This is a genomic window from Elusimicrobiota bacterium (genome assembly GCA_026388075.1).
Classification (GTDB): Bacteria; Elusimicrobiota; Endomicrobiia; order Endomicrobiales; family JAPLKN01; genus JAPLKN01.
Genome location: JAPLKN010000117.1, coordinates 1 through 21,731, shown reverse-complemented (window position 1 = coordinate 21,731; position 21,731 = coordinate 1). Strand labels below are relative to the sequence as shown.

The 21,731-nt window shown below is 40.6% G+C and carries 21 protein-coding genes; 10 read left to right on the top strand and 11 right to left on the bottom strand.

Translation table 11 applies throughout. From position 1 onward, the window contains the following. Window positions 1–866: 866 nt before the first annotated feature. From glmU to NT145_06180, 10 genes are all read left to right on the top strand, one after another. A complete protein-coding gene (gene glmU / locus NT145_06225; protein MCX5782283.1) occupies window positions 867–2,246 on the top strand; it encodes a bifunctional UDP-N-acetylglucosamine diphosphorylase/glucosamine-1-phosphate N-acetyltransferase GlmU in 1,380 nt (459 codons plus the stop codon). Window positions 2,247–2,304: 58 nt separating this feature from the next. Further along, entirely contained in the window at window positions 2,305–3,234 is a 930-nt protein-coding gene (locus tag NT145_06220) for a ribose-phosphate pyrophosphokinase (GenBank protein ID MCX5782282.1), read from the top strand. Window positions 3,235–3,254: 20 nt separating this feature from the next. Then, complete coding sequence (locus NT145_06215; protein MCX5782281.1) at window positions 3,255–4,022, top strand: 50S ribosomal protein L25; 768 nt, start codon at window positions 3,255–3,257, stop codon at window positions 4,020–4,022. A 24-nt stretch (window positions 4,023–4,046) separates the two neighbouring features. After that, complete coding sequence (gene pth, locus NT145_06210) at window positions 4,047–4,625, top strand: aminoacyl-tRNA hydrolase (GenBank protein MCX5782280.1); 579 nt, start codon at window positions 4,047–4,049, stop codon at window positions 4,623–4,625. Beyond that, on the top strand, window positions 4,622–5,263 hold the full coding sequence (locus NT145_06205; GenBank protein MCX5782279.1) for a methylenetetrahydrofolate reductase C-terminal domain-containing protein: 642 nt from the start codon (window positions 4,622–4,624) through the stop codon (window positions 5,261–5,263). Before pth ends, NT145_06205 begins: the two co-directional genes overlap by 4 nt. A 56-nt stretch (window positions 5,264–5,319) precedes the next feature. Next, window positions 5,320–6,174: a hypothetical protein gene (locus NT145_06200; GenBank protein MCX5782278.1), complete on the top strand. Its 855-nt coding sequence runs from the start codon at window positions 5,320–5,322 to the stop codon at window positions 6,172–6,174. 126 nt (window positions 6,175–6,300) lie between these two features. Beyond that, window positions 6,301–7,023, top strand: a complete 723-nt coding sequence (locus tag NT145_06195) for a metallophosphoesterase (GenBank protein MCX5782277.1) — start codon at window positions 6,301–6,303, stop codon at window positions 7,021–7,023. A gap of 83 nt (window positions 7,024–7,106) precedes the next feature. Beyond that, window positions 7,107–8,366, top strand: a complete 1,260-nt coding sequence (locus NT145_06190) for a serpin family protein (GenBank protein MCX5782276.1) — start codon at window positions 7,107–7,109, stop codon at window positions 8,364–8,366. 16 nt (window positions 8,367–8,382) lie between these two features. Next, on the top strand, window positions 8,383–9,660 hold the full coding sequence (locus NT145_06185; GenBank protein ID MCX5782275.1) for a TolC family protein: 1,278 nt from the start codon (window positions 8,383–8,385) through the stop codon (window positions 9,658–9,660). A 9-nt stretch (window positions 9,661–9,669) separates the two neighbouring features. Then, window positions 9,670–12,786 carry an efflux RND transporter permease subunit gene (locus tag NT145_06180; protein MCX5782274.1) on the top strand — a complete coding sequence of 1,039 codons (3,117 nt, stop codon included), beginning with the start codon at window positions 9,670–9,672 and terminating at the stop codon, window positions 12,784–12,786. Window positions 12,787–12,824: 38 nt separating this feature from the next. On the opposite strand, the gene hycI is transcribed toward NT145_06180, so the two are convergent. From hycI to NT145_06125, 11 genes are all read right to left on the bottom strand, one after another. Then, a complete protein-coding gene (hycI, locus tag NT145_06175; GenBank protein ID MCX5782273.1) occupies window positions 12,825–13,349 on the bottom strand; it encodes a hydrogenase maturation peptidase HycI in 525 nt (174 codons plus the stop codon). After that, the gene (locus NT145_06170) at window positions 13,285–13,701 is read right to left on the bottom strand and encodes a 4Fe-4S binding protein (GenBank protein MCX5782272.1); all 417 of its coding nucleotides are present in this window, start codon (window positions 13,699–13,701) and stop codon (window positions 13,285–13,287) included. The genes hycI and NT145_06170 overlap by 65 nt, the downstream gene beginning before the upstream one ends. Beyond that, window positions 13,698–14,639 (bottom strand): NADH-quinone oxidoreductase subunit H, encoded by a 942-nt coding sequence (locus tag NT145_06165; protein MCX5782271.1) that lies wholly within the window; start codon window positions 14,637–14,639, stop codon window positions 13,698–13,700. The genes NT145_06170 and NT145_06165 overlap by 4 nt, the downstream gene beginning before the upstream one ends. A gap of 97 nt (window positions 14,640–14,736) precedes the next feature. Then, complete coding sequence (locus tag NT145_06160; protein ID MCX5782270.1) at window positions 14,737–15,945, bottom strand: nickel-dependent hydrogenase large subunit; 1,209 nt, start codon at window positions 15,943–15,945, stop codon at window positions 14,737–14,739. Between the two features lie 100 nt (window positions 15,946–16,045). Continuing rightward, window positions 16,046–16,504 carry an NADH-quinone oxidoreductase subunit C gene (locus NT145_06155; protein MCX5782269.1) on the bottom strand — a complete coding sequence of 153 codons (459 nt, stop codon included), beginning with the start codon at window positions 16,502–16,504 and terminating at the stop codon, window positions 16,046–16,048. A gap of 16 nt (window positions 16,505–16,520) precedes the next feature. Next, window positions 16,521–16,988, bottom strand: coding sequence for an NADH-quinone oxidoreductase subunit B family protein (locus NT145_06150; protein MCX5782268.1), 468 nt, complete (start codon window positions 16,986–16,988; stop codon window positions 16,521–16,523). Window positions 16,989–17,060: 72 nt separating this feature from the next. After that, entirely contained in the window at window positions 17,061–17,408 is a 348-nt protein-coding gene (gene ndhC / locus NT145_06145; protein MCX5782267.1) for an NADH-quinone oxidoreductase subunit A, read from the bottom strand. A gap of 102 nt (window positions 17,409–17,510) precedes the next feature. Beyond that, window positions 17,511–17,834: an NADH-quinone oxidoreductase subunit K gene (locus NT145_06140; protein MCX5782266.1), complete on the bottom strand. Its 324-nt coding sequence runs from the start codon at window positions 17,832–17,834 to the stop codon at window positions 17,511–17,513. Further along, window positions 17,831–18,331, bottom strand: a complete 501-nt coding sequence (locus NT145_06135) for a hypothetical protein (GenBank protein ID MCX5782265.1) — start codon at window positions 18,329–18,331, stop codon at window positions 17,831–17,833. Before NT145_06135 ends, NT145_06140 begins: the two co-directional genes overlap by 4 nt. A 37-nt stretch (window positions 18,332–18,368) precedes the next feature. Further along, window positions 18,369–19,802, bottom strand: coding sequence for a proton-conducting transporter membrane subunit (locus tag NT145_06130; GenBank protein MCX5782264.1), 1,434 nt, complete (start codon window positions 19,800–19,802; stop codon window positions 18,369–18,371). A gap of 9 nt (window positions 19,803–19,811) precedes the next feature. Beyond that, entirely contained in the window at window positions 19,812–21,653 is a 1,842-nt protein-coding gene (locus tag NT145_06125; GenBank protein MCX5782263.1) for an NADH-quinone oxidoreductase subunit L, read from the bottom strand. Between the last annotated feature and the right edge of the window lie 78 nt (window positions 21,654–21,731).

Sequence of the window (21,731 nt, the reverse complement as noted above, 5' to 3'; positions counted from 1 at the left end):
CCCTTGGGCTATCCCAAGGCTAATCTCTTCGCGTTCATTAACAGTTAATCTGTGATACTGGGTCATATGCAACTCCTTTCGTCCTGTATAATATACAGGAATCAAGTGTTGCATTGGTAACTTGAGCTTACCGTGTCCCTATTTATTAAAAAACCACATACATCCGTAAAGGTCGAGGACATTTTATTTTATTATTTGCCTCTTGACCAATGCTTGCGCTATACTTTGCCCATCCCCCCAATGGAGATGCTAGCCTCACGGCTAGACATTGTACAGCGGGAGCAGCCATGCCTTTATCGGATATATGTGGCGATCAATGATATCCCCCGATATCATTGAATAAATTCTGTTTTGTATTCTCAATTATATTATTAGGGGTAATTCCGTTTATTGTCAAGAGGTATTTTATAAATAAAATGAATCTATTGACGGAATAAATAAGCATCTTCTAAAGTATTTAAAGAAATATTTTGACTAATAATTATCAAAAATAGATTAAACAGTTTGAAAAATGAAGCACTTTAAAAGAGTGTCAGCTGGAAACCCCTGCAAACATTTAATTGAACAAGTTATAAATGGTGCGGGGTTAACCCAGCTCGTCGGTGACGGGCTGCCCCTTCAGGACAAATTTTGCAATCTGTTGCAAAATTTGGGTTTAATAAGCTCGGGGATAATAGGCATAAAATAAACCAGGCGGGTCAGGAAATTAGCTTCTAAAAGTTGCAAGACAAAGCCACTTAAATTTAGTATAATTGCTATACCAGTTTAGTTCATGCTAAATCCGAGTTGCTGGGCCACATTTGGCAAGATATATTTGAAGAATATAAACGATAAATAGCTTCAATTTTGATGCATAATTTGATATTATGAAAAACGTGAAAAATAATCTAGCCGTAATTATTCTTGCTGCGGGCGAAGGAACCAGGATGAAGTCTCAAATTCCCAAAGCCCTGCATTTGTTATCCGGCAAGCCGCTTATTTCGTGGATCCTTTCTTCAGTTTATGGGCTGAAACCAACTAAAATTGTTTTAGTTGTCGGGCATAAAGCTGTAAAAATAAAAGAAGAACTGGCAAAAGAAACAATTATTTTTGTTGAACAGAAAAGACCTCTTGGTTCTGCAGACGCGCTTAAAAGCGCTCAAAAGCTGTTAAAGAATTTTTCCGGTAATATAATGGTAATTTGCGTAGATACGCCGTTAATCAGCACGGCCACATTAAAATCGTTTTTCAGGGTACATCTTATATCTCAAAACTCAGCCACTATATTATCCGCTAGATTAAAGAATCCTCATAGTTACGGGAGAATAGTAAGATCAATAAGCGGTGAAGTTGAAGGAATTGTTGAAGAAAAGGACGCAAGTCTTGAACAGAGAAAAATAGCGGAAGTTAATTCGGGCATTTACTGCTTTAGGAGCCCGCTGGCTTGGAGCATTATTTCAAAAATAAAAAATGAAAATAAGAAAAAAGAGTATTATCTTACTGATGCCATTTCAATTTTAAAAAATCTGAAAGAAAGGGTGGGGGCATATTGTATTGATACGGCCGAAGAAATAGCCGGAATAAATTCCAGGATTGACCTAGCAAATGCGGAAAAGACGGTCCGGAAAAAAATTCTGGCTGAACTTATGCTGAGCGGGGTTACAATAATAGACCCTGAAAATACATATGTGTCGCCTGAAGTAAAAATAGGGCAAGATACTGTAATTTATCCCGGGACAATTATTGAAGGAAAAACCGTAATAGGCAACAACAATATTATAGGCCCTTATTCTTCCATCAACAATTCTGATATTGGAAATGATATACAGATAAGAAATTCGTATGTAACAGGTTCAAAGATTCATGATAAAGTAAAAATCGGGCCGTTTTCAAATGTCAGGCCGGGTTCCGTAATTAAGGAAGGTTCGCGGGTCGGGAATTTTTCTGAAATAAAAAATTCTGTTATTAGCGAAGAGTCAAAAGTGAGCCACCTTTCTTATATCGGGGATACTTACCTTGGGAAAAAAGTCAATGTGGGCGCAGGGACTATTACATGCAATTATGACGGTAAAAAGAAAAATAAGACTTATGTCGGCGACAGGGTTTTTATCGGCTCAAATGTTAACCTTATTGCGCCGGTAAAGATCGGCGCGGATGTGGTTTTAGGGGCAGGTTCAACAATAACTGACGATGTTCCTTCACAAACACTTGCGATTGCAAGGGCCCGGCAGGTCCATAAGAAAAGGATAGCATCAAAAACAAAATAAGGAATTGACGAAAATTTGATATTTGAAATTTGATATTTGATTTATAAAAGGGGTTAAAATGGAACTAAAAATCATTACGGGGAATGCAAACAGGCCGCTTGCAGAAGCGATAGTAAAAAAACTTGGGGGGAAATTATGCGATGCGGAAGTATCCCATTTTAGCGACGGTGAAATAAGAGTAAGCATAAAAGAAAACGTAAGAGGCGCAGACTGTTTTATTATACAGTCAACCTGTTCTCCCGTAAATGAGAATTTAATGGAACTTCTTATTATAAGCGATGCTCTTAAGCGTTCTTCAGCAAGAAGAATTACCGCCGTAATCCCTTACTATGGTTACGGAAGGCAGGACAGAAAAGCGGAGTCAAGAGTGCCGATTACAGCTAAACTTGTGGCAAATCTTTTGGTGGCTTCGGGAGTTTCTAGGGTTCTTTCAATGGATTTGCATGCCGGGCAAATTCAGGGATTTTTTGATATACCTGTAGACCATCTTTACGCAGTTCCTGTATTTTTGAAATATATCAGAGAAAAAAAATACGGAGAGCTTGTAATCGTTTCACCTGATGCCGGCGGTGTGGAAAGGGCCAGAGCTTTTGCAAAACACTTGCAGGCGGATCTTGCAATTATAGACAAGAGAAGGCCTCGCCCAAATGAAGCGGCAGTAATGAACATTATAGGATCAGTAAAAGGACGAACTGCTATAGTTCTGGATGATTTGGTTGATACCGCGGGGACTTTGGCGAAAGTTGCCGTTGCTTTAAAACAGGAAGGAGCGACAAGAGTTATCGGAGCCGCTTCGCATGGAGTACTTTCCGGCGATGCAAAAAAAAGAATTGAAGAATCTCCTCTTGAAGAGCTTATTATTACTGATTCAATACCTTTAAACGGAAAAAAGATTGATAAGATCGTAGTTTTAAGCATAGCGCCTCTTTTAGCTGAAGCAATAAAACGCATATATAAAGACGAGTCAATTTCAGAATTATTCGTCTAAAATAATCGGAGGATAGTAAAATGAAAGAAGCAGTTTTGGAGACGGAAGTGAGAGGTTCTTTAAAAAAGAGTGATCTTAAAATACTAAGGTCAAAGGGAATGGTCCCCGCAGTTTTCTACGGAAATAAAGAAAAAACGCAGCAGTTGACAGTTTCGGTCAAAAATTTTAAAGAAATTATGCATTCCGGCGGAGCGAATGTTTTGATAAATTTGAAACTTAAAGAAGGCTCCAAAACCGCGATTATTAAAGAAGTTCAAATGGATATTATTTCCCAAGCGCCGATACACATTGATTTTCAGGCCATATCTTTAAAAGAAAAAGTTCAGGTCTCGGTTCCTCTTCATATACTCGGAACTGCGCCGGGAGTCAAGCTTTCAGGAGGAATTTTGGAGCATCTTATGCGCGAAGTTGTTATCAAATGTCTGCCGACAGAGATTCCTCAAAAGATAGATGTTGATGTGTCAAACCTTCAGATAGGAAATGCTATTTTGGTAAAAGATTTACCGAAAACAGAAGGTGTTGAAATGATATCAAATTTGGGTTCTATCATTGTCAATGTAGTTTCTCCTACGGTAATTGAAGAAAAGCCTGCTGAAGAAGCCGCAGCTGAAGCTGCCGTGCCAACTATAGCAGAACCAGAAGTTATCAGTAAAGGCAAAAAAGAGAAAGAGGGCGAAGCTGCTGCACAGCCTGCTCCGGGATCTCAAGGTAAATCCGGGACAGCTCCGTCAAAAGCAGCCGGCCCCGCTCCGACAAAACCGGCTGGTCCTGCTCCCATAAAAAAGTAGCCTATTGATAAAAAATATTCCTAAATGGATAACATAAAGTTAATCATTGGTTTGGGGAATCCAGGTTCATCTTATGAAAATACCCGGCATAATATAGGCTTCAAAGCCGTAGAGTTATTTTCAAATAATTTTGAAGGAAACTGGAAAAACTGGCATCGTCAGGGAGAAATATTCAAAACAGAACAAAAAAAATTACTCATCATATTCAAACCAATTCTGTATATGAATAATTCCGGCCAGGCGGTTAAAAAAGTAATGGACTACTACGACATTTATCCGGAACAAATCCTCGTGGTAGTTGATGATTTTTCAATTCCTTTGGGAAATATCCGGCTTCGCCTTTCAGGTTCATTCGGCGGACATAACGGACTCGCCTCTATTCTAACTTCCATAAACACACCTAATTTTCCTCGTCTGCGTCTCGGCATCGGGCCGGTTCAACAAAATTTTGATCCAAAAGATTTTGTGCTTTCAAAATTTAAAAGAGAAGAGATTGAGGATGTTGAAGAGATGCTTCAAAAAGCAGTTGAAACGATGGAAAATGTTTTGACGCTCGGCATTGAAAAAGCAGTTTCAAAAATAAAAAATAAAGCGAAAAAATGATAATAACCGTATCCAAACCTTTCGGCAAGATCCTTGAAAATCTAAAACCTTACAATAAAATCTTTGTTATAGGATGTGCGGCTTGCGCGACTAAGTGCCAGACGGGAAGCGAAGAGCAAGTCAAAAATATTATTAACAAGTTAGAAAACGAAGGCAAGAAAGTAACCGGTTTTCTGGTTCTTGACACTCCTTGCGATATCCGGATAGCTAAAAAGGACTTGCTTAAATCAAAGGAAGCAAATGCTTCTGACTGCCTTCTAGTTTTGTCCTGCGGGGCGGGGGTGCAATCAGTAGAAAAAGTTATTGAAAAAGATCTTATTCCCGCTTTAGATCCCGTTTTTGTAGGCACAACCGAAAGAATCGGGATATATCATGAGTTCTGCGCTGTATGCGGTGAATGTATTCTTGATAAAACTGCCGGAATATGCCCTGTTGCGCGCTGCTCCAAGGGTTTAGTAAACGGCCCGTGCGGCGGAGTGATTGACGGTAAATGCGAAGTTGACTTGGAACAGGACTGCGTTTGGGCTTTGATTTATCAAAAGCTTAAGAAAAAAGGCAGAGAAAGAGATTTGATCAATAATGTTTTTGGGCCCAGGAAAACACTGAAACCCAAGAAAGTGGTAAGTGGTAAGGGGTAAATGCTAAGTTTCGGGTTTAACTTACCACTTAACACTTATCCCTTAGGACTAAGAAAATGAAAGATACTTTAATTGACTTCAGTTCAGTAGAAAAAAATCTTGAGAATGTAAATCAAGTTAACCGCGGCGTTAAAACCATCCCGATTGAAAAAATAGTCGGCAGTCTTGGGCGGTACCAGGATTTCACCGAAGGCTTTCTTCCCCATAAAGAAAAAATAAGCACAAAATATGAAGCAGTAAAAGATGTTCTTTTGCACGGAAAAATTCTTCCTCCGATTAAAGTCTACCAACTTTTAGACAACTATTTTGTTATAGACGGCCATCACAGGATAACCGTTGCAAAAAACGAACTGAACGCAAAAGATATAGATGCCGAAGTAATTGAGATCCTTTTTGATTTAAAACTTTCTCCGGCCAAGAAATATTCCTACAAAACTGAACAGGCTAAAGATTTTCTTATAAAACTGGAAGAAAGCATTTTTGAGAAAAAGGCCTTTCTAAAAAATTCAATTCTTAAATATCCCATCAAAGTCACCGACCTTACAAGCTACGGTAAATTTTATGAAGAGATAAACGATTTCAGAAAAAATTATAACGGGGGCGGCCTTGCCAAAAAATCCATAATTTATGCATCATATCTTTGGTACGAAAAACGGTTCCTTCCTTCAGTTGAAATAATTCTGGAAGAAAATATACTAGGCCATTTTCCTAACAGGACCTATTCTGACCTTTATTTATGGATACAGCTGCACAAGTATTTCCTAAGCCAGAAAGCCGGTTATGATGTCGGTTTTGATTTTACAACGGATGATTTTTTGAAAAAATACCGCCGTTCAAAGTTTTTAGACCTTTTTCCGGAAAGAGTCTTAGGTATTGTCCGCGGAATAAAAAACGGAATCATTGGAAGATAAATACATTAGCGGATAGCAAATAGCGTATAGCGCATAGGAATAATAAGGCGCAAATCAGTCTTTGTATACGCTATCCCTGCCCGCCGGCAGGCGCGGCGCTAAACGCTATACGCTATTAAGGAAAGAATGAAAATCTTAGCAGTCTCCGATGTGCAAAGCCAAAGCCTTGAAAATGTTCTTGAAAACACTCCCGAAAAATACAGCGATATTGATTGCATAATTTCCTGCGGAGACCTTGAAGCTGATTATCTTGATTTCATAGTTGACCGTTTGGGACTAAGACTTTTTTTTGTTTCGGGAAATCATGTTTTTAGAGACGAAACAATTTCACCGGATGCAAGAGATGAATTGTGGAAATCATCTCAAGCTTTCAGGCAAAACCCGCGCCCTCGTATCGCAGGAAATGATGATATTCACGGAAGAGCGGAAACATTCAAAGACTTTATTATTGTTGGTTTCGGCGGGTCAATGTGGTATAACGGCCAGGAAAACCAATTTACTGAAAAACAAATGCAAAATATTGTAAATTCCGTAAAATCAAAAATTAATTTCATTCGTTTAAAAGATTTCATCCTGCGGCGAAAAAGAAAAGATATTATTGCTATTTCACACGCGCCGGCAGCATGTATCCATGACCTGAATGATCTTTGTCACAAGGGATTTGAATGTTTTAAGAATTTTATTAAAAAGTACTCGCCGATTGTCTGGCTGCACGGGCATGTGCATCCAGATGGGGGGAACGGTAAAGTTCAAACCAGCAAATTAGACGGCACGACTATTGTTAATGTTTACGGATGTAAAATTATTGAAATAGAAGGAAATAAAGTTTCCGTAAAATCTCATTGCTAGAGGATAATATATTTCATAAAAGATTTTGAAGTTAATTTATAACTTGCTACTTAGAACTTATCCCTAGTGTTGGAGATTTTTTTATGTCAGAATATTATAAAAAAATGAAAAATAGAAGCGTGCTTATAATTTTAAAATTTGCCAAAGGGCTGGTATTTCTTTTTGCCGGGATTCTATGCGCGGTGGTTTCATATGCCCAAACTCCGCAGGATATCAGGTCCTTAGTAAAAAGAAACAATTCCTTTGCAGTCAAACTTTTCGCCAAACTTCAAGAAGGCGCAACAAATGAAAACATTTTCTTGTCGCCTTACAGCATTTCAACGGCTTTTTCCATTATGTATGCAGGGGCAAGTTCAGATACTGCAAGACAAATAGCCGAAACATTTAATTTTAGTTCGGATACGGAAAAACTCTGCGCAACTTTTTGCTCGCTTCAAAACAACCTAAATTCAATACAGAAAGAAAAAAATGTAGAACTTTCTATTGCAAACGGCATCTGGGCTCAAAGAGATTTCAGGTTTAATGTTAATTTTCTTTATTTAGTTTCTCAAGACTACGGCTCGGAACTGGCCCTGTCCGACTTCAGGAAGCCTGAAATACCAAGGTCCGAAATTAATGAATGGGTAGACAAAAAGACTAAAAGCAAAATAAAGGAAATGATTCCTGAAGGCGTTTTAAGCGATCAGACAAAGATGGTTTTGATAAATGCAATATATTTCAAAGGCAGCTGGGATAAAAAATTCATAAAGAATTCAACAAAAATAGATAAATTCTGGATTTCAACATCAACCTGCGTTGACGTTAAAATGATGTATCAGAAAAACAATTTTTCTTACCAAGAAAAAGAAGATGTTCAAGTAATAGAACTTCCTTATTCGGGAAATGATTTATCAATGATAATACTTTTGCCCAAAGAAATAGACGGAATTGAAAAAATTGAAAAAGATCTTACATTGGAAAAGCTTTATAGGTTTACTCAAGGCCTTTGGGACCAGGAAGTAAAAGTATTCTTTCCGAAATTTAAATTTAGTTCAGACGTAGATTTAAAAAAACTTCTTGAAAAAATGGGGGTCACGTATGCTTTCAGTTCCCTAGCTGACTTTTCATTGATGACCGATGACAAAGATTTATTCATTTCCGATGCAATACATAAAGCTTTTGTGGAAGTTGACGAAGAAGGAACTGAGGCAGGAGCATCAACTGCGGTCGTTGTAAATCTTACCAGCGCAAGAATTGAAAAGAAAATACCGGAATTCAGGGCTGACCGGCCGTTTTTATTTTTTATTAAGGATAACGAGTCCGGGAGCATTTTATTTTTAGGAAAATTTATGAATCCTTCCTAATTCTAAAAGGGTTTTTATGAAGAAAATGTCAAAGATATTCATTGCTGCTAAAAAAACGATTTGTCTGATATTTATTTTGTTTTTTTCAGCTATTATAGCCCTGCAAGCTCAGGAAAAAATTACCCTGATGAAGTGCATTGAGCAGGCAAAAGCTTATTCCAAGGCGCTTAGTATCCAGTCTGAAAACAAGGAGCAGGCATACCAGCGCCTTATTGAGGTGAAGGGCGGTATGATGCCAAGCGTTTTTTACCGTTATCAAAAGGCCTATCAGGACAACGTCAACGGTACTGTGCCCGGCGAATTTACAGATTCGAAATTTGAAGTAACCCAGCCCATTTTCAAAGGATTTACAAAGGTCAATTCTTTTAAAGCAAATAGGAATGAGCTTCAACGGCAAGAATACCTTATTGCCACGGTAAACCGCCAGCTGCTTTCAGCTGTTGCCAATGCATTTTATACTCTAGGCCAGCACGAGTCAGATTATAAAAACCTCGGGGAGACGATAACGCTTCTTCAGCAACGGGTTGATGAGCTGAATGAGCGGGTACGCCTTGGAAAATCCAGGGAGAGTGAAGTTCTCGTTGTACAGTCGGAGATAGCGTCCTTAAAGGCTCAGGCTGAACAAACCAAAGGCGACGGCGCAGACTCTTTGGAAAGCTTAAGCTACCTTACCGGGATAGATTCGTCAAAACTTATAATTTCAGATGACACCCAGGATATAGAACAAGCGGTCCCTATTGATAAAGTTTTGGAAAGCGCGCTCAATCGTTCGGAAATGCGCGCTCTTTTAGAGCAAATTAAAGAACAAAACTTCCGTTTAGCGATCGCCAAAGGGGATTTCCTTCCGACACTTGATCTTGATGCAAATTACTATACGGTACGAAGCAATGAAACATATGCAAACGCCAAGTGGGATGCTGCATTTTCCCTTAATTTGCCGCTTTTTCAAGGCGGGTCGTCACTGGCAAAAGCGCGGGAGCAGCAATCTCTGCTCAGACAGCTTGAAGATCAGCGGGTAGATCTTCAAAGATCAATAAGAAAAGAAGTGCAATCTTTTTATAGACAGCTTGTGTCGGCAATCGACCAGGTCCGGGCACTTAAAGACGCCTATGATAAGGCGAATCAAAGCTACAAGCTGCAGGTGAGAGACTACAGACTTGGACTGGTTGAAAATATTGATGTCCTGCAGTCGTTAACAAGCCTGCTTGACGCAAAAACTTCGCTGGACCGTGCGAAAATCAGAGCCAAATCACTCGCGGCGCTTTTGGAGATATCGTCGGAAACTCTTAGCTAGGAAAAAGAAATGTCTTTATCGGATAACTCAATAAAAAATCCCGTATTCGCCTGGATGCTTTTTATAGGCATCGTCGTATTCGGGCTTATAGCTTTCATGAGGCTCGGTGTGAGCCAGCTGCCCGACGTGGATTTCCCGGTACTTTCCGTTTCAACGACCTGGGAGGGCGCTGCTCCGGAGGTCATTGAAACGGAGGTCGTAGATCCGATGGAAGACGGCATCATGGGTATCCAGGGTGTCCAGGAAGTTATGTCAACCTGCAGACAGGGGTCGGCGGACATCACTATACAGTTCGACCTCAGCAAAGACATCGACGTCGCGCTTCAGGAAGTCCAGAGCAACCTCGCTCGTGTGCAAAGAACACTTCCCAGAGATATAGATCCGCCCATAATCCGGAAGAGCAACCCCGAAGACCAGCCGATAATCTGGTTGACTTTGTCGGGTGACCGGCCTCTCAAATTTCTTATGCAATATATAAATGACTACCTGAAAAACCAGTTTACCACGGTGCCCGGCGTGGGAGAAGTCATGCTTGGCGGCTACGTGAATCCGAGCCTTCGGGTATGGATGAACGCCGATAAAATGGCCAGGAACGAACTGACTGTTGAAGACGTGGTCTCGGCGATACAGACCGAACATGCCGAAGTTCCGGCGGGATATATAGATACGGGCAAAAACGAGGTCAATGTGCGCGTGATGGGAGAAGCTGCCACAACCGAGGAGTTCAGTTCTATCGTCATTCCCGGCAGGCAGGGGTCCGGTGCGCTCTGGAGAAAGTTTACCATAGGCAACGTTGCCACAGTTGAAGACGGCCTGGACAATATTCGCCGGATCTCTCGGACAATGGATACTACCGCGGTAGGCCTCGGCATAAAAAAGCAGCGCGGGACCAACGCTGTTGAAGTCGCAGCCGCCGTCAAAAAACGCATGGCGCAGATACAAAAATATCTGCCCGAAGGCCTAAAACTCAAAATACGTTTTGATACAACGACGTTTGTCAGCGATTCAATACACGACATGACCTTCGTTATGATTCTTTCAGTCATTCTGACCTCGCTAGTCTGCTGGCTCTTTCTCGGGTCGTTCAGTTCCGCGCTTAATGTTTTTCTTACCATACCTATGTCTATTTGCGGCACGCTTTTCGTGATATACATATTCGGTTTCACATTGAATACATTTACCCTTCTAGGGCTATCGCTCGTTATAGGGATCGTCGTTGACGATGCCATAATGATGCTTGAAAATATTGCAAGGCACAGGGAGGAAGGCGAAAATAAAATTCACGCGGCTGTCACCGGATCGCGGGAGATAACTTTCGCTGCCATCGCCGCGAGCGTGGCGATACTTGCCATATTCATCCCCGTCATATTCATGCAGGGGGTCATAGGCAAGTATTTCCTTCAGTTTGGTATCACGATCTCAGTTGCCGTCGCTATTTCCCTGCTCGCAGCGCTTACTTTGACGCCGATGTTTTGTTCCCAGTTCCTTAAGATCGGGCACACGACCGGTTTCGGCAAGGGCATGGACAAATTCATGCACGATCTCAAGGACCGCTACGCGGCCTTTTTGTCATTATGCCTGGAGAACAGGTGGAAGGTGGTCATTGGCTCGTTCGGGATTTTTGCGTTATCGCTTTTGCTTTTTGGTGTAATTAAAAAGGAGTTTGTGCCTGCGCAGGACCAGGGCCTCCTAATGGCGAGGCTGTACACGAAAGTCGGTTCTTCAATAGAGTTCACGGATGCCGTTACAAAAGAAGCCGAGAAGGTAATAATGAAGCATGGCGAAGTGGACAGCTATTTCAGCAACGTCGGTGGGGATGTTGTAAATAACGCCGGCATAATGCTGACGCTAAAACCAAAGGGCAAGCGTCCAATTGACCCTAAAAAGCACAGGCCGCTTACCCAGCAGGAACTCATGCCGGTTCTGCGCAAAGAGCTACGGGCGATTCCCGGCATTGATAAGGTCAGTTTGCAGGACCCTTCGCTAATGGGGTTCAGCGGGAGGCGAGGCTATCCCGTGGAATTCACGCTCAACGGCCCGGACTGGGATAAACTCGCAGAGCTTGGCGATCAGATGAAAGATGCGATGAACAAAACCGGCCTTATGACCGATATAGACTCCGATTACCAGATAGGGATGCCTGAAGCGCGTGTCGTTCCCAACAGAAAAAAGGCGGCTGAACGCGGCGTAAGCATATCAGTGATAGGAGACACTATAAATTCACTTATCGGCGGCATAAGGGTCGGCAAATATACGAAAGGCGCCCACCGTTACGATATTCGTGTCCAGCTTGTTTCGTCTGATATGAGCCGGGTTCAGGACATCAACAAAATTTGGGTGAGGAACAACAGGGGACAGGTCGTCAAACTTACGGACGTAGTGTCCATTGCTGAAAAACCTTCCCTGCTTTCGATAACCCGCGATAACCGCGAACGCGCCATAAGGATGTTCGCCAATGTTTCACCCGGCAAATCGCAGGGCGAAGCGATTAATGCCGTTCAAAAACTAGGGAAACAGATCCTCCCGGACGGCTACAAAGTCATGCTCTCCGGCAGCGCCCAGACATATTCAGATTCTTTTAAAAGTTTATACTTCGCGCTGATCATAGGTATTTTCGTTGCATACATGGTGCTCGGTACCCAGTTTAACAGCTTCGTGCACCCGGTCACGGTTCTGATTGCCCTGCCGTTCAGCATTTCGGGAGCCGTTATAGCGCTGCTGCTGACTCACCAGTCGCTGAATATTTATAGCGCGATAGGCATAATTCTTTTGATGGGAATTGTCAAGAAAAATTCTATCCTGCTTGTTGATTTTACGAACAAGCGCAGGACGCTCGGGATGGGATTGAAAGAAGCGCTTCTAAACGCGTGTCCGTTGCGTCTGAGGCCGATTTTAATGACTTCTGTATCTACGGTCGCGGCGGCGATACCTCCGGCGCTCGCGTTAGGCCCCGGCTCCGAGACCCGCGTGCCGATGGCGGTGGTTGTAATCGGCGGCGTAACGCTTTCAACGCTTCTCACTCTTTTCGTTGTTCCTTGTTTTTACAGTATCATTTCCAGATTTGAGAGCAGACGTCACGTCAAAGATGTTCACGACGCAATGGAAGAACTTGCCGGTAAAAAATAATCCAGACCGACTTTTTTAAACCGCAGCTTTAAAAATAATTAAATTGATTTCAATACTTTTTGGACGGATGAGACAACCTGGTCTACGGATTTCAAGACTTCTTTTGAAGGCTTTACTCCGAAGTGTATGGATTTGGGCTGTATGCCGACAATCACCGATTTGCATTTCATATCTTGGTATAGATAATCAACCATAATCTTAATAGGCATCATATGAGTTGAAAAAGAAATCCCGCCGACAATTTCAGGGTCAATAAAACTTATAGTGCCGGGTTCTTTGGAAATGTCTGCGGCATCAAGCATTATTACATGGCTTGGCTCAAATTTCTTTATTTCGCCGGTAAGGTTTTCCGGTGCGGTCCCGCCGAAAAATACTTTTATTGAAGAGTTTTTGTTAAATTTCTTATTTAGCTTTTCCGCGATCAGCATTCCGCAGATATCGTCACCGCGAAGCTCTGAACCTATGCCCAGAATTGCGACTTTTTCGGCGCCGGATAAGCTATTTTTTAGAAGTGTCGTCAGGTCCGGTGTTTGTTTTTGGTTGGTCAGCTGGTTTTGTTTCATTTTTAAACGTTACCCTAAGTTTTTTCCTGTCAAGGCCTGCCAGTTCAAAATCCTTAGTCATCTCAAGCGCCTGTTTAGGGCACGATAATACGCACTGGCCGCAGTAGATGCATTTGTCCAGCCTTATTTCGCATTCAAATTTTTTTTCTCCGACTTTTGTAATAGTAATTGCGTCGGAAGGGCAGTCTTTCATGCATAAAAGGCAGCCGATACATTTTTCGGGATAAAATTTCAGTTTTCCGCGGAACTTGTCCGGCTTTTCTTTTTTTTCAAAAGGATAAAGCTCCGTCGCCGGTTTCTTTGCGACATGGGACAAAACTTCTTTTAGCATGGCGCCGGGCCTTATTTTCATTTTAAAAGGAATCCTCCGATCAGCAAATTGATAAATATCTGCAAAATTGCCGCCGGTGCAAGATACTTCCAGCAGAATCTAGTCATCTGGTCAATTCTCAAGCGGGCAAAAAGAGACCTGAAAACAGAAAGTAAAAATATTATAAATAGAGTTTTTAATATAAAAACAAAAAAACCAGCCATATACGGAAGATGATATCCGAAAGGGAGAAAGATAGCCGAAATAAGCGCTGCGCCGGCGACAAGTTCCATATCAATCGCTATTCTGAAAAAAGCAAGAAACCGTCCCGAATATTCAGTAAACGCCCCCGCTACGATTTCTGTTTCTGCTTCAGGAATATCAAACGGAACTTTTTCAAGTTTGCCCTGAAGAGCGATCAGCGAAACAACGAATCCGATAATATTAAATATCATATAAAGCGGGTGCATATGATAAAAATGTATGATGTCTGAAAGTGACCAGGAATTTGCCAAAAGAGCGGCTGAAAGTATTCCCATAAAAAGAGGTACTTCGTATGCAAAAAACTGTGTGAGGACTCTTGTTGCGCCGACAATTGAAAAAAGCGATGTTGAATACCACCCGCCAAGGAAAAAGGTTAATGTCGGGATTGTCAAAAGATATAAAACAACTATAATGTCTCCTTGGAAAGAAAGAAGCGACGTGTCTTTCCAAAGCGGGATATAAAGAAACGATGTAGCTACGGATGCCACCGCAATTACGGGCAGTGCTTTAAATATTCTTGGCTCGGCTTCCTCGGGGATTATATCTTCTTTAGAAATAAGTTTAATAAAATCTGCAAACGGCTGAAACCACGGAGGGCCCAAGCGGTTTTGAAGCCGGGCATAGAATATTCTGTCAACGTATTCGGCAAAAAGGCCCGCAACGCTTAAGAATAAAAATCCCGGGAACACTAAAATTGCAAACAAAGCTTCTAACATTTAAAATCCTTTTTAGTGATTAGTAATTAGTGATTGGTAATTAATAATAAATTAAATGGTTTTGCATGTTTTCAAATTACTAATTTCCAATTTCTAATCACTTTAGCTTAAGTTTTTTAAAATCTATTCCTTGGTTTGAATACCAGTCAATACTGTATTGCCGAAGGGTTTTCCAATCAAAAGCGCCTTTTGATCTGCCGTCCTCATCTTTAATTCTTATGATCATGCGGTCCGTGCAAGAAAAGCAAGGGTCTATTGCGGCAATCACTATGGGCGCATCAGCCAGATAGCCGTCTTCAAGCATCTTTGCAACTGACTGTAAATTTGCAAGCGTGGGAGCTCTCACTTTAACGCGTTCAGGCATCTCGGTCCCGTTAGATTTGACATAATGAATATCTTCGCCGCGGGGAGCTTCATATCTTGATACCGCTTCCCCGGCGGGAATTTTTCTCGGTGCTCTTACAGAAATAGTCCCTGCGGGGAGATTTTTTATAAGTTGCCTTATCATTTTGTAAGATTCCATAAGCTCGAAGACACGGACAAGAGTTCTTCCGTAGACATCATTATGAGTGTCAGTGACAACTTTAAAATCAAGTTCGGCATAGGCAGCGTAAGGATCATCTCTTCTTACATCGGAATCAACGTTTGAAGCGCGTGCCGTGGGGCCGACAGCTCCAAGCCTAATAGCGTCATCATGAGAAAGTGTGCCAACTTTTGACAACCTTTTTATCAGAGTCACTTCTTCTTGCGCAATTTGAATATAGTATCTTGTCCTTTCTTCAAGGGTATCCATATCCTTCAATACTTGCTTTGCTTGTTCCGGAGTGATGTCTCTTTTTACTCCTCCGATTACATTGGCAGAATAGTTTACTCTGTTTCCTGTAAGCATGGCAAGAAGATCCATAACAACTTCGCGGTCGCGCCAGGTATACATTAAAAGGGTATCAAAGCCCAGCTCGTGACCGGCAACCCCGAGCCATAAAAGATGGCTGTGTATGCGTTCAAGTTCTGCAACAATGGTCCGTATATAAAGGCCTCTTTTTGGAACTTGAAGCCCGGCTATTTCTTCAACCGCTTGAATAAAACAGGTGGCATGTGTATGGGAGCATATCCCGCAGATTCGTTCAACCAAATACATATCTTGAATGTAGCTCCGTGATTCGCAGGCCTTTTCTATTCCTCTGTGGTTGTATCCCAATCTTACGGTCATATTGACTATTTTTTCGCCTGAAAGAGTTATGGAAAAACTCTCAGGTTCTTTTAAGGCTGGATGCTGAGGACCTATAGGCACCGTTACTTTTCCCATTTTTTTCTCCTAAGACAGTGTTAAGCGGTAAGGGTTAAGGGGTAAGTTAAAAACTAACTTCTTTTTTGTCGTTAACTTAACACTTACCACTTATCCCTTATCACTTTTTCAAATTTTCGATTTTCCAATCTTTTCTCAAGGGATACTGCCCTACCGGCCAGTTATCCGGCAGAGGATAGCGCTGCCCCGACGGAAGTCCTTCTACTTTAATACCGAATAAATCTTCCAGTTCTCGTTCATATATGTGAGCCGAAGGAAAATAATTTGTGACAGTTTTAATTGTCGGATTTGATTTTGGCGCAAAAGTTTTAATATTCAGCATAGTCCCGTCTCTTCGTGCAAGATGATAATAAAACGCAAAATTATCTCCTTCATCCAAACCTGTAATAGTGCAAAGAACCGTAAAGCTCATATTTTTTACTGCATAATCAAACACTTCGGAAAATTTGGGAAAATCAATATCAGCAAAAATCCTTCTTTCCCTTTGAATACGAATTTTTTCGCCGATAAATGAAAATTTGCCGGTGAGTTCGTTTTTTATGGTTTCTTCATTTGACATTTGTTCCTCCAAACTACTAACCCTTAACACTTACCACTGCCTCTTGTTCTTCCTTCAGTTCCAGCGATGAAAGAAGTTTTACAACCCCGTCAATAATTGCTTCAGGGCTTGCAGGACATCCTGGTATATATGCCGAAACGGGAATTACCGAATCAATTCCTCCTTCAACATTGTAGCAGCCGGCAAACACGCCGCCGGAACAAGCGCATGTTCCTACAGCGACGACAAATTTTGGTTCGGGCATTTGTTCATAAATTCTTATTAAACGGTCTTTAATTTGCCGTGTAACCGGGCCGGAACAAACTAAAACGTCGGCATGCCTTGGGGTTCCTTTAAGCAGTACGCCGAAACGCTCAAGATCGTATCGCGGAGTAATTGCAGCGACAATTTCAATATCACAGGCATTACAGGCGCCGGTATTAAAATGTATAATCCACGGCGATTTAAGCCTTGCCCAATTGATTACTTTATCAATTATCTTCATAAACACAGCAGGTTTAGAAAAAGACAGATTAAGGTTAAGTAAAACAAAATAAAATATTTTCTCAACCTTAACCTAATCCTCAACCTTTTCCTTTCGAAATAATATTAAAAGTCCGCAGACGGCAGCTAAAACATAAAGAAACACATTTCCGGAATATTTTATAGCAACTAGGGGCACTGTTGTTAATATAAGAGCCAGAACATGCATGATAGTGAAAAAGAACGCAAATGGAAAAAACTGGCTGTAATCGGGCTGAACCCTGGATTTTTGTATGTCTTCCCCGCAGGCATACGGTTTGCATTTTCCTTCGCTTTTAGTTTTGCTTTTGAATGAGAGAAAGGATGAAATAAATGACGCTAATATAGTGGAAATTAAAATTATTAAAAATGCAACGGGGGGTTGAACTATTAAGTATTTCATTATAAACTCCCAAAACAGTGGTAAGGGATAAGTGATAAGCGGTAAGTTTTTAAAGAGTTTCTATACTTAGTTCTTACCACTTACAACTTATCACTGCCTTTCTCATCCTTTAAGTGTTCTCAAGTTTCTTGTGTCTAAAGAACCGGTTTGTTTTGCCACATTAACTACTATTCCTGCAGCGACGGCTATTACGACAACTTCAATTATTATTAAAGTGATAATATAGGACTGCATTAAAACTGTATGGTTTGTTGTATATCCCACGACAACCAAAAGCAGCGTAACCGCTTTGATTATTAGTTCAAGGCCTACCAATACTCTTATAAGGTTATGCGTAATTATTATGCAATAAAATCCGATAATAAATAGCAGAGGTATAAAAACGAAAGACAGCTTAAAAAAAGTATTCATATCAAATAGCGTCATTTTGTCCCGCCCTGTTTATCGAAATTTCCAAAGAATACTATAACACCAAAAATTCCCGTAAAAAGAATTAAAATCTGGCCAAAAACATCAAGCTGTCTGATGTCCCATAAAACTTTACTGATATTTTTTTCAGTCTCGGGAGCTATTAAAGGCGGATTTAAATTAGCAGCTAAAAGTGTTAAAAGAAATGCAAAAATCACAAGTATTAAAGGGAGAAACCAAAATCTTTTTATCCTGGCTTTCGATCTTTCAATCATTTCTGAATATGTAAGCGGCTGGGCAAGGCTTATCGTGCTCATAAATATTACGGTTATAAGCCCTGCGCAGACAGAAAGCTCAAATACAGCAGCAAGAGGAGAAACCAGTTTAAACATAATAATTGATAAAACAGCGCTTGTGGCAGCCAAAGCTATGGCTGCGCGAATAAGGCTTCCTCTCATTACGGCCCATAATGAGCATATGGCCATCAATAACAATAAAATAAAGTATGTTTTCATATCAACCTTTTACAAGAACACTTACCGCTGCCTTTTGTTAACCAAGTATTGATTGCACCGGCAAAATAAAAGTATTTAAAATAAACGGGAAAAATAACCCAACCAAGATTGTTATAATAGTCAACAAAACCGCAGGAAATAAAATACCCGGTTTCGCTTCTTTAATATTTTCTAATTTTTCCAAAAGAATTCCAAAAAATACTCTGTGATTCATTGACAGAAAATAAGCTAAAGTTATAACGCCGGCTAGGATGGCAATTAAAGCATATATTTTATGGTTAGAATTCCATAACGCAATAATGATAATAAGCTTGCTCCAGAAACCCGCAAGAGGAGGAATACCTGCGGTAGAAAGAAATGCTATCAAAGACGTTGCGCTGGTAACAGGCATTTTTGACTGCAATCCGCCAAGCTCGTCCATGTTTCTTGTTCCGGTTTGTTCTTCCAACGCGGCAGAATTTATGAAGAGTTGCGATTTAAATATCGCATGGTTGAAGAAATGAAAAACTGCCCCGGCTATTCCGAGAGGGGTTCCTGTCCCGAGGCTTATTATTATATATCCCATTTGGCTTATGCTTGAATAGGCCAGCATCCTTTTAAAATCTTTCTGGCCGAGCGCCGAAAAAGCGCCGAAAAGAATTGATAGTGCTCCGACAATTAGAAGCAAATTTTGAAGTGTCGGCGAAAAACCGAACACCGATATTATAAGGCGCATAAGGGTGTATATCCCCGTAATTTTTGTAACTATTCCCGCAAGAAAAACTGACACGCTTGAAGGAGCGCTTGAGTATGCGTCGGGCAGCCAGCCGTGAAACGGAAAAAGGCCTCCTTTGATGAAAAGTCCGCCTACAAAGGCAGATACGGCCACAAGTATAAAGAAGGGTATAAATTGCTGATTCTTGAAAAAAGTGCCGATAGTTTCATACGAAGTATCTCCGACATACATAACTAAAAGAGCAATAGAAGTAAGCATCATCACCGTCGCTACCGAAGAAAGTATAAGATATTTGAAAGCTCCTTCAAGTGCTTCCATATCCCTGTTCAGCGAAATCAATATAAAAGACGAAACCGCGGTAATTTCAAGAAAAACGTAAAGGGAAAAAATATCTTTAACTAAAACAATTCCGTTCATTCCGATATTTGCCAGTACAAGCACGTTGATGAAATTGAATCTTTTGGTGCCGTCATTAATAGTATTTTGTCCGACAATAAGCGATATAAAAGCAATAATTCCTATTGAAAGAAGCATCACAAGCGCTAAATTATCTATGTATAAACTGAAAGGAAAAAGTTTTTCTATTGACGGGAGTTTTCCTGACCAGAACTCAATAGGCTTAAATATTACAATTAACGCCTGGAAAAGAAAAAGAACGGCTGCGATCCAGAAAGTCAGTTTTTTAACCGCTTTGCTAAAAAAGAGGTTTATCAAAATGAGTATAAAAAATGGAATTAATATAAAAAGAGATAACACAAATTTCTCCTAGAAAAGACTAAATACAAAAATACAAAATATTCCGACCAGCGACCATACTATATATGAAGAATAACTGCCGGTGTTGGATTTTCTTAAAAGAGTGCTGAGTAAATAAGCACCGCCGACCGAAAATCCGTTATAAAGCCAGTCTATTGCGCGGTCGGCAAAAAAAGATATTTTTGCGATAATATTGACTATTTTAAGAGCGATATCGTACGGGTCAAAAAATCTTTTTTCAGCAAGGTTGTAAATCTGGTTTAAAACCGGCGCATAATGAATGTGGTCTATTGCACCGATGCCTTTTCCGGTCCTTTTTACGCCGTATATGTGGTTAATCAAAGCTCCCGCAAGAGTTATAACAGTTAAACCCACAAGTATCAAATTCGAAGGGAAACCCGCAAAGTTTTTCCCTTCAAGCAGATGTTCTCCTAACAACGGCTGAATCATATGTTTTATGGGCAGGGAGTTGTATAATCCGAAAAGGATACAAACGAAGGCTATTATAATCATCGGAAAAAGCATCGTTAACGGAACTTCTTTTACGTTTTTATGCTGGTCCTGAAGTTTGCCCAAAAATGCCGAATGGCCGAGTTTTAAAAAAGATGCTGCTGTAAAAAACGAACCGACAAGCGCGGCAACATAAAATATCCAATGTCTTTCAAGCGCGCCGTCCATGACAAGCTCTTTTGAGAAAAAGCCATTTAGCGGTGGGACTCCGGAAATCGCTATGGCGGTGACTGCAAAACAAATAAATGTAACCGGCATTTTTCTTCCGAGACCGCCGAGGTTTTCAAGATTAGTTGTTCCTGTCTGTTTTTCAACCGCCCCACCGGTTAAAAATAGGCAGCTTTTGTACAGGGCATTGTTTATCATATGAAAAATTCCTCCGACAATGCCAACGGGGACAGCTGTTCCTATGCCCAGTACCATATATCCGAACTGACTTATTGCGTGATAGGAAAGAAGTCTTTTAAAATCTTTTTGCACTAATGCCATCATGACTGCAAGAAGTATTGTTACGGCTCCAATAATCATCAGCATTAATGAAACCCAGGAGCCCGGAGTCATCTGAAACAGATTAAGCGTTATTCTTGTAAGAAGATAAATTCCCAAAAGTTTTTCCAGGGATGCTGGTAAGAAAGCCATAAAAGGAAGAGGTGCGTCAATTGCTGCGTCCGGTATCCATGAATGGAAAGGCATTGAACCGCCTTTTGCAATTGCTCCTATCATCATGAAAGTGAAAGCGGCGGCGCTCAAAGAGGTCGTTAAAGGGATACTTATTTTTGATATCGTTAGAGTGCCTGTTATATAATAGACAAGTCCTATTCCCAGCATCAAACAAAGATCTGTAATTCCGATTATAAGAAAAGCTTTTATCGCGGTTTTATAAGCGTTCTTATTCCCTATCGAAATTGTTCCGAAAGTCGTTAGAAGGAGGCCCTCCCAGAAAAAAAGCATTACAACAAGATTATCCGCAAGTACAACACCGCTTGAAAAACCCAGAGTCAAAAGCAAGTATGAATAATATTGGTTTAAATAATTTTTATCATACATGAAGGTTGTTGAATATAAGGTGACGAGAAAAATAAATCCTGAAGCAAAAAGTAGCGTAAACTGGCTAAAATTGTAAAGCCGAAGCTGAAAATCGATACCATAGCCGATCCAAGGAACAGAAAAATAAATTTCTTTGGATTTAAATAAATATATTGCAAGCACAAAGCAAAACGCAGTGACTAAAAATGCAATAACTTCTTTAAATCCGCGCAGTTTATTCGGTATAAAAAGAATTAAAAGCCCGAAAATAATGGGCGTAAAAATTAATAGCAAAATAGGATTGATATTTTCCATAAGTTTTATTTTAACTTGCAATTCCCCGCATCTTGATGCGGGGTAACCAATAACTTCTCCCTTTGAAAAAGGGAGATT

Coding starts and splice junctions, on each gene's coding strand:
- NT145_06180 (MCX5782274.1), top strand. CDS start 9,670: ATGTCTTTATCGGATAACTCAATAAAAAATCCCGTATTCGCCTGGATG.
- glmU (MCX5782283.1), top strand. CDS start 867: ATGAAAAACGTGAAAAATAATCTAGCCGTAATTATTCTTGCTGCGGGC.
- NT145_06150 (MCX5782268.1), bottom strand. CDS start 16,988: ATGAAGATAATTGATAAAGTAATCAATTGGGCAAGGCTTAAATCGCCG.
- NT145_06205 (MCX5782279.1), top strand. CDS start 4,622: ATGATAATAACCGTATCCAAACCTTTCGGCAAGATCCTTGAAAATCTA.
- NT145_06195 (MCX5782277.1), top strand. CDS start 6,301: ATGAAAATCTTAGCAGTCTCCGATGTGCAAAGCCAAAGCCTTGAAAAT.
- hycI (MCX5782273.1), bottom strand. CDS start 13,349: ATGAAACAAAACCAGCTGACCAACCAAAAACAAACACCGGACCTGACG.
- NT145_06140 (MCX5782266.1), bottom strand. CDS start 17,834: ATGACGCTATTTGATATGAATACTTTTTTTAAGCTGTCTTTCGTTTTT.
- NT145_06125 (MCX5782263.1), bottom strand. CDS start 21,653: ATGGAAAATATCAATCCTATTTTGCTATTAATTTTTACGCCCATTATT.
- NT145_06165 (MCX5782271.1), bottom strand. CDS start 14,639: ATGTTAGAAGCTTTGTTTGCAATTTTAGTGTTCCCGGGATTTTTATTC.
- NT145_06160 (MCX5782270.1), bottom strand. CDS start 15,945: ATGGGAAAAGTAACGGTGCCTATAGGTCCTCAGCATCCAGCCTTAAAA.
- NT145_06220 (MCX5782282.1), top strand. CDS start 2,305: ATGGAACTAAAAATCATTACGGGGAATGCAAACAGGCCGCTTGCAGAA.
- NT145_06185 (MCX5782275.1), top strand. CDS start 8,383: ATGAAGAAAATGTCAAAGATATTCATTGCTGCTAAAAAAACGATTTGT.
- NT145_06155 (MCX5782269.1), bottom strand. CDS start 16,504: ATGTCAAATGAAGAAACCATAAAAAACGAACTCACCGGCAAATTTTCA.
- ndhC (MCX5782267.1), bottom strand. CDS start 17,408: ATGAAATACTTAATAGTTCAACCCCCCGTTGCATTTTTAATAATTTTA.
- pth (MCX5782280.1), top strand. CDS start 4,047: ATGGATAACATAAAGTTAATCATTGGTTTGGGGAATCCAGGTTCATCT.
- NT145_06170 (MCX5782272.1), bottom strand. CDS start 13,701: ATGAAAATAAGGCCCGGCGCCATGCTAAAAGAAGTTTTGTCCCATGTC.
- NT145_06135 (MCX5782265.1), bottom strand. CDS start 18,331: ATGAAAACATACTTTATTTTATTGTTATTGATGGCCATATGCTCATTA.
- NT145_06190 (MCX5782276.1), top strand. CDS start 7,107: ATGTCAGAATATTATAAAAAAATGAAAAATAGAAGCGTGCTTATAATT.
- NT145_06200 (MCX5782278.1), top strand. CDS start 5,320: ATGAAAGATACTTTAATTGACTTCAGTTCAGTAGAAAAAAATCTTGAG.
- NT145_06215 (MCX5782281.1), top strand. CDS start 3,255: ATGAAAGAAGCAGTTTTGGAGACGGAAGTGAGAGGTTCTTTAAAAAAG.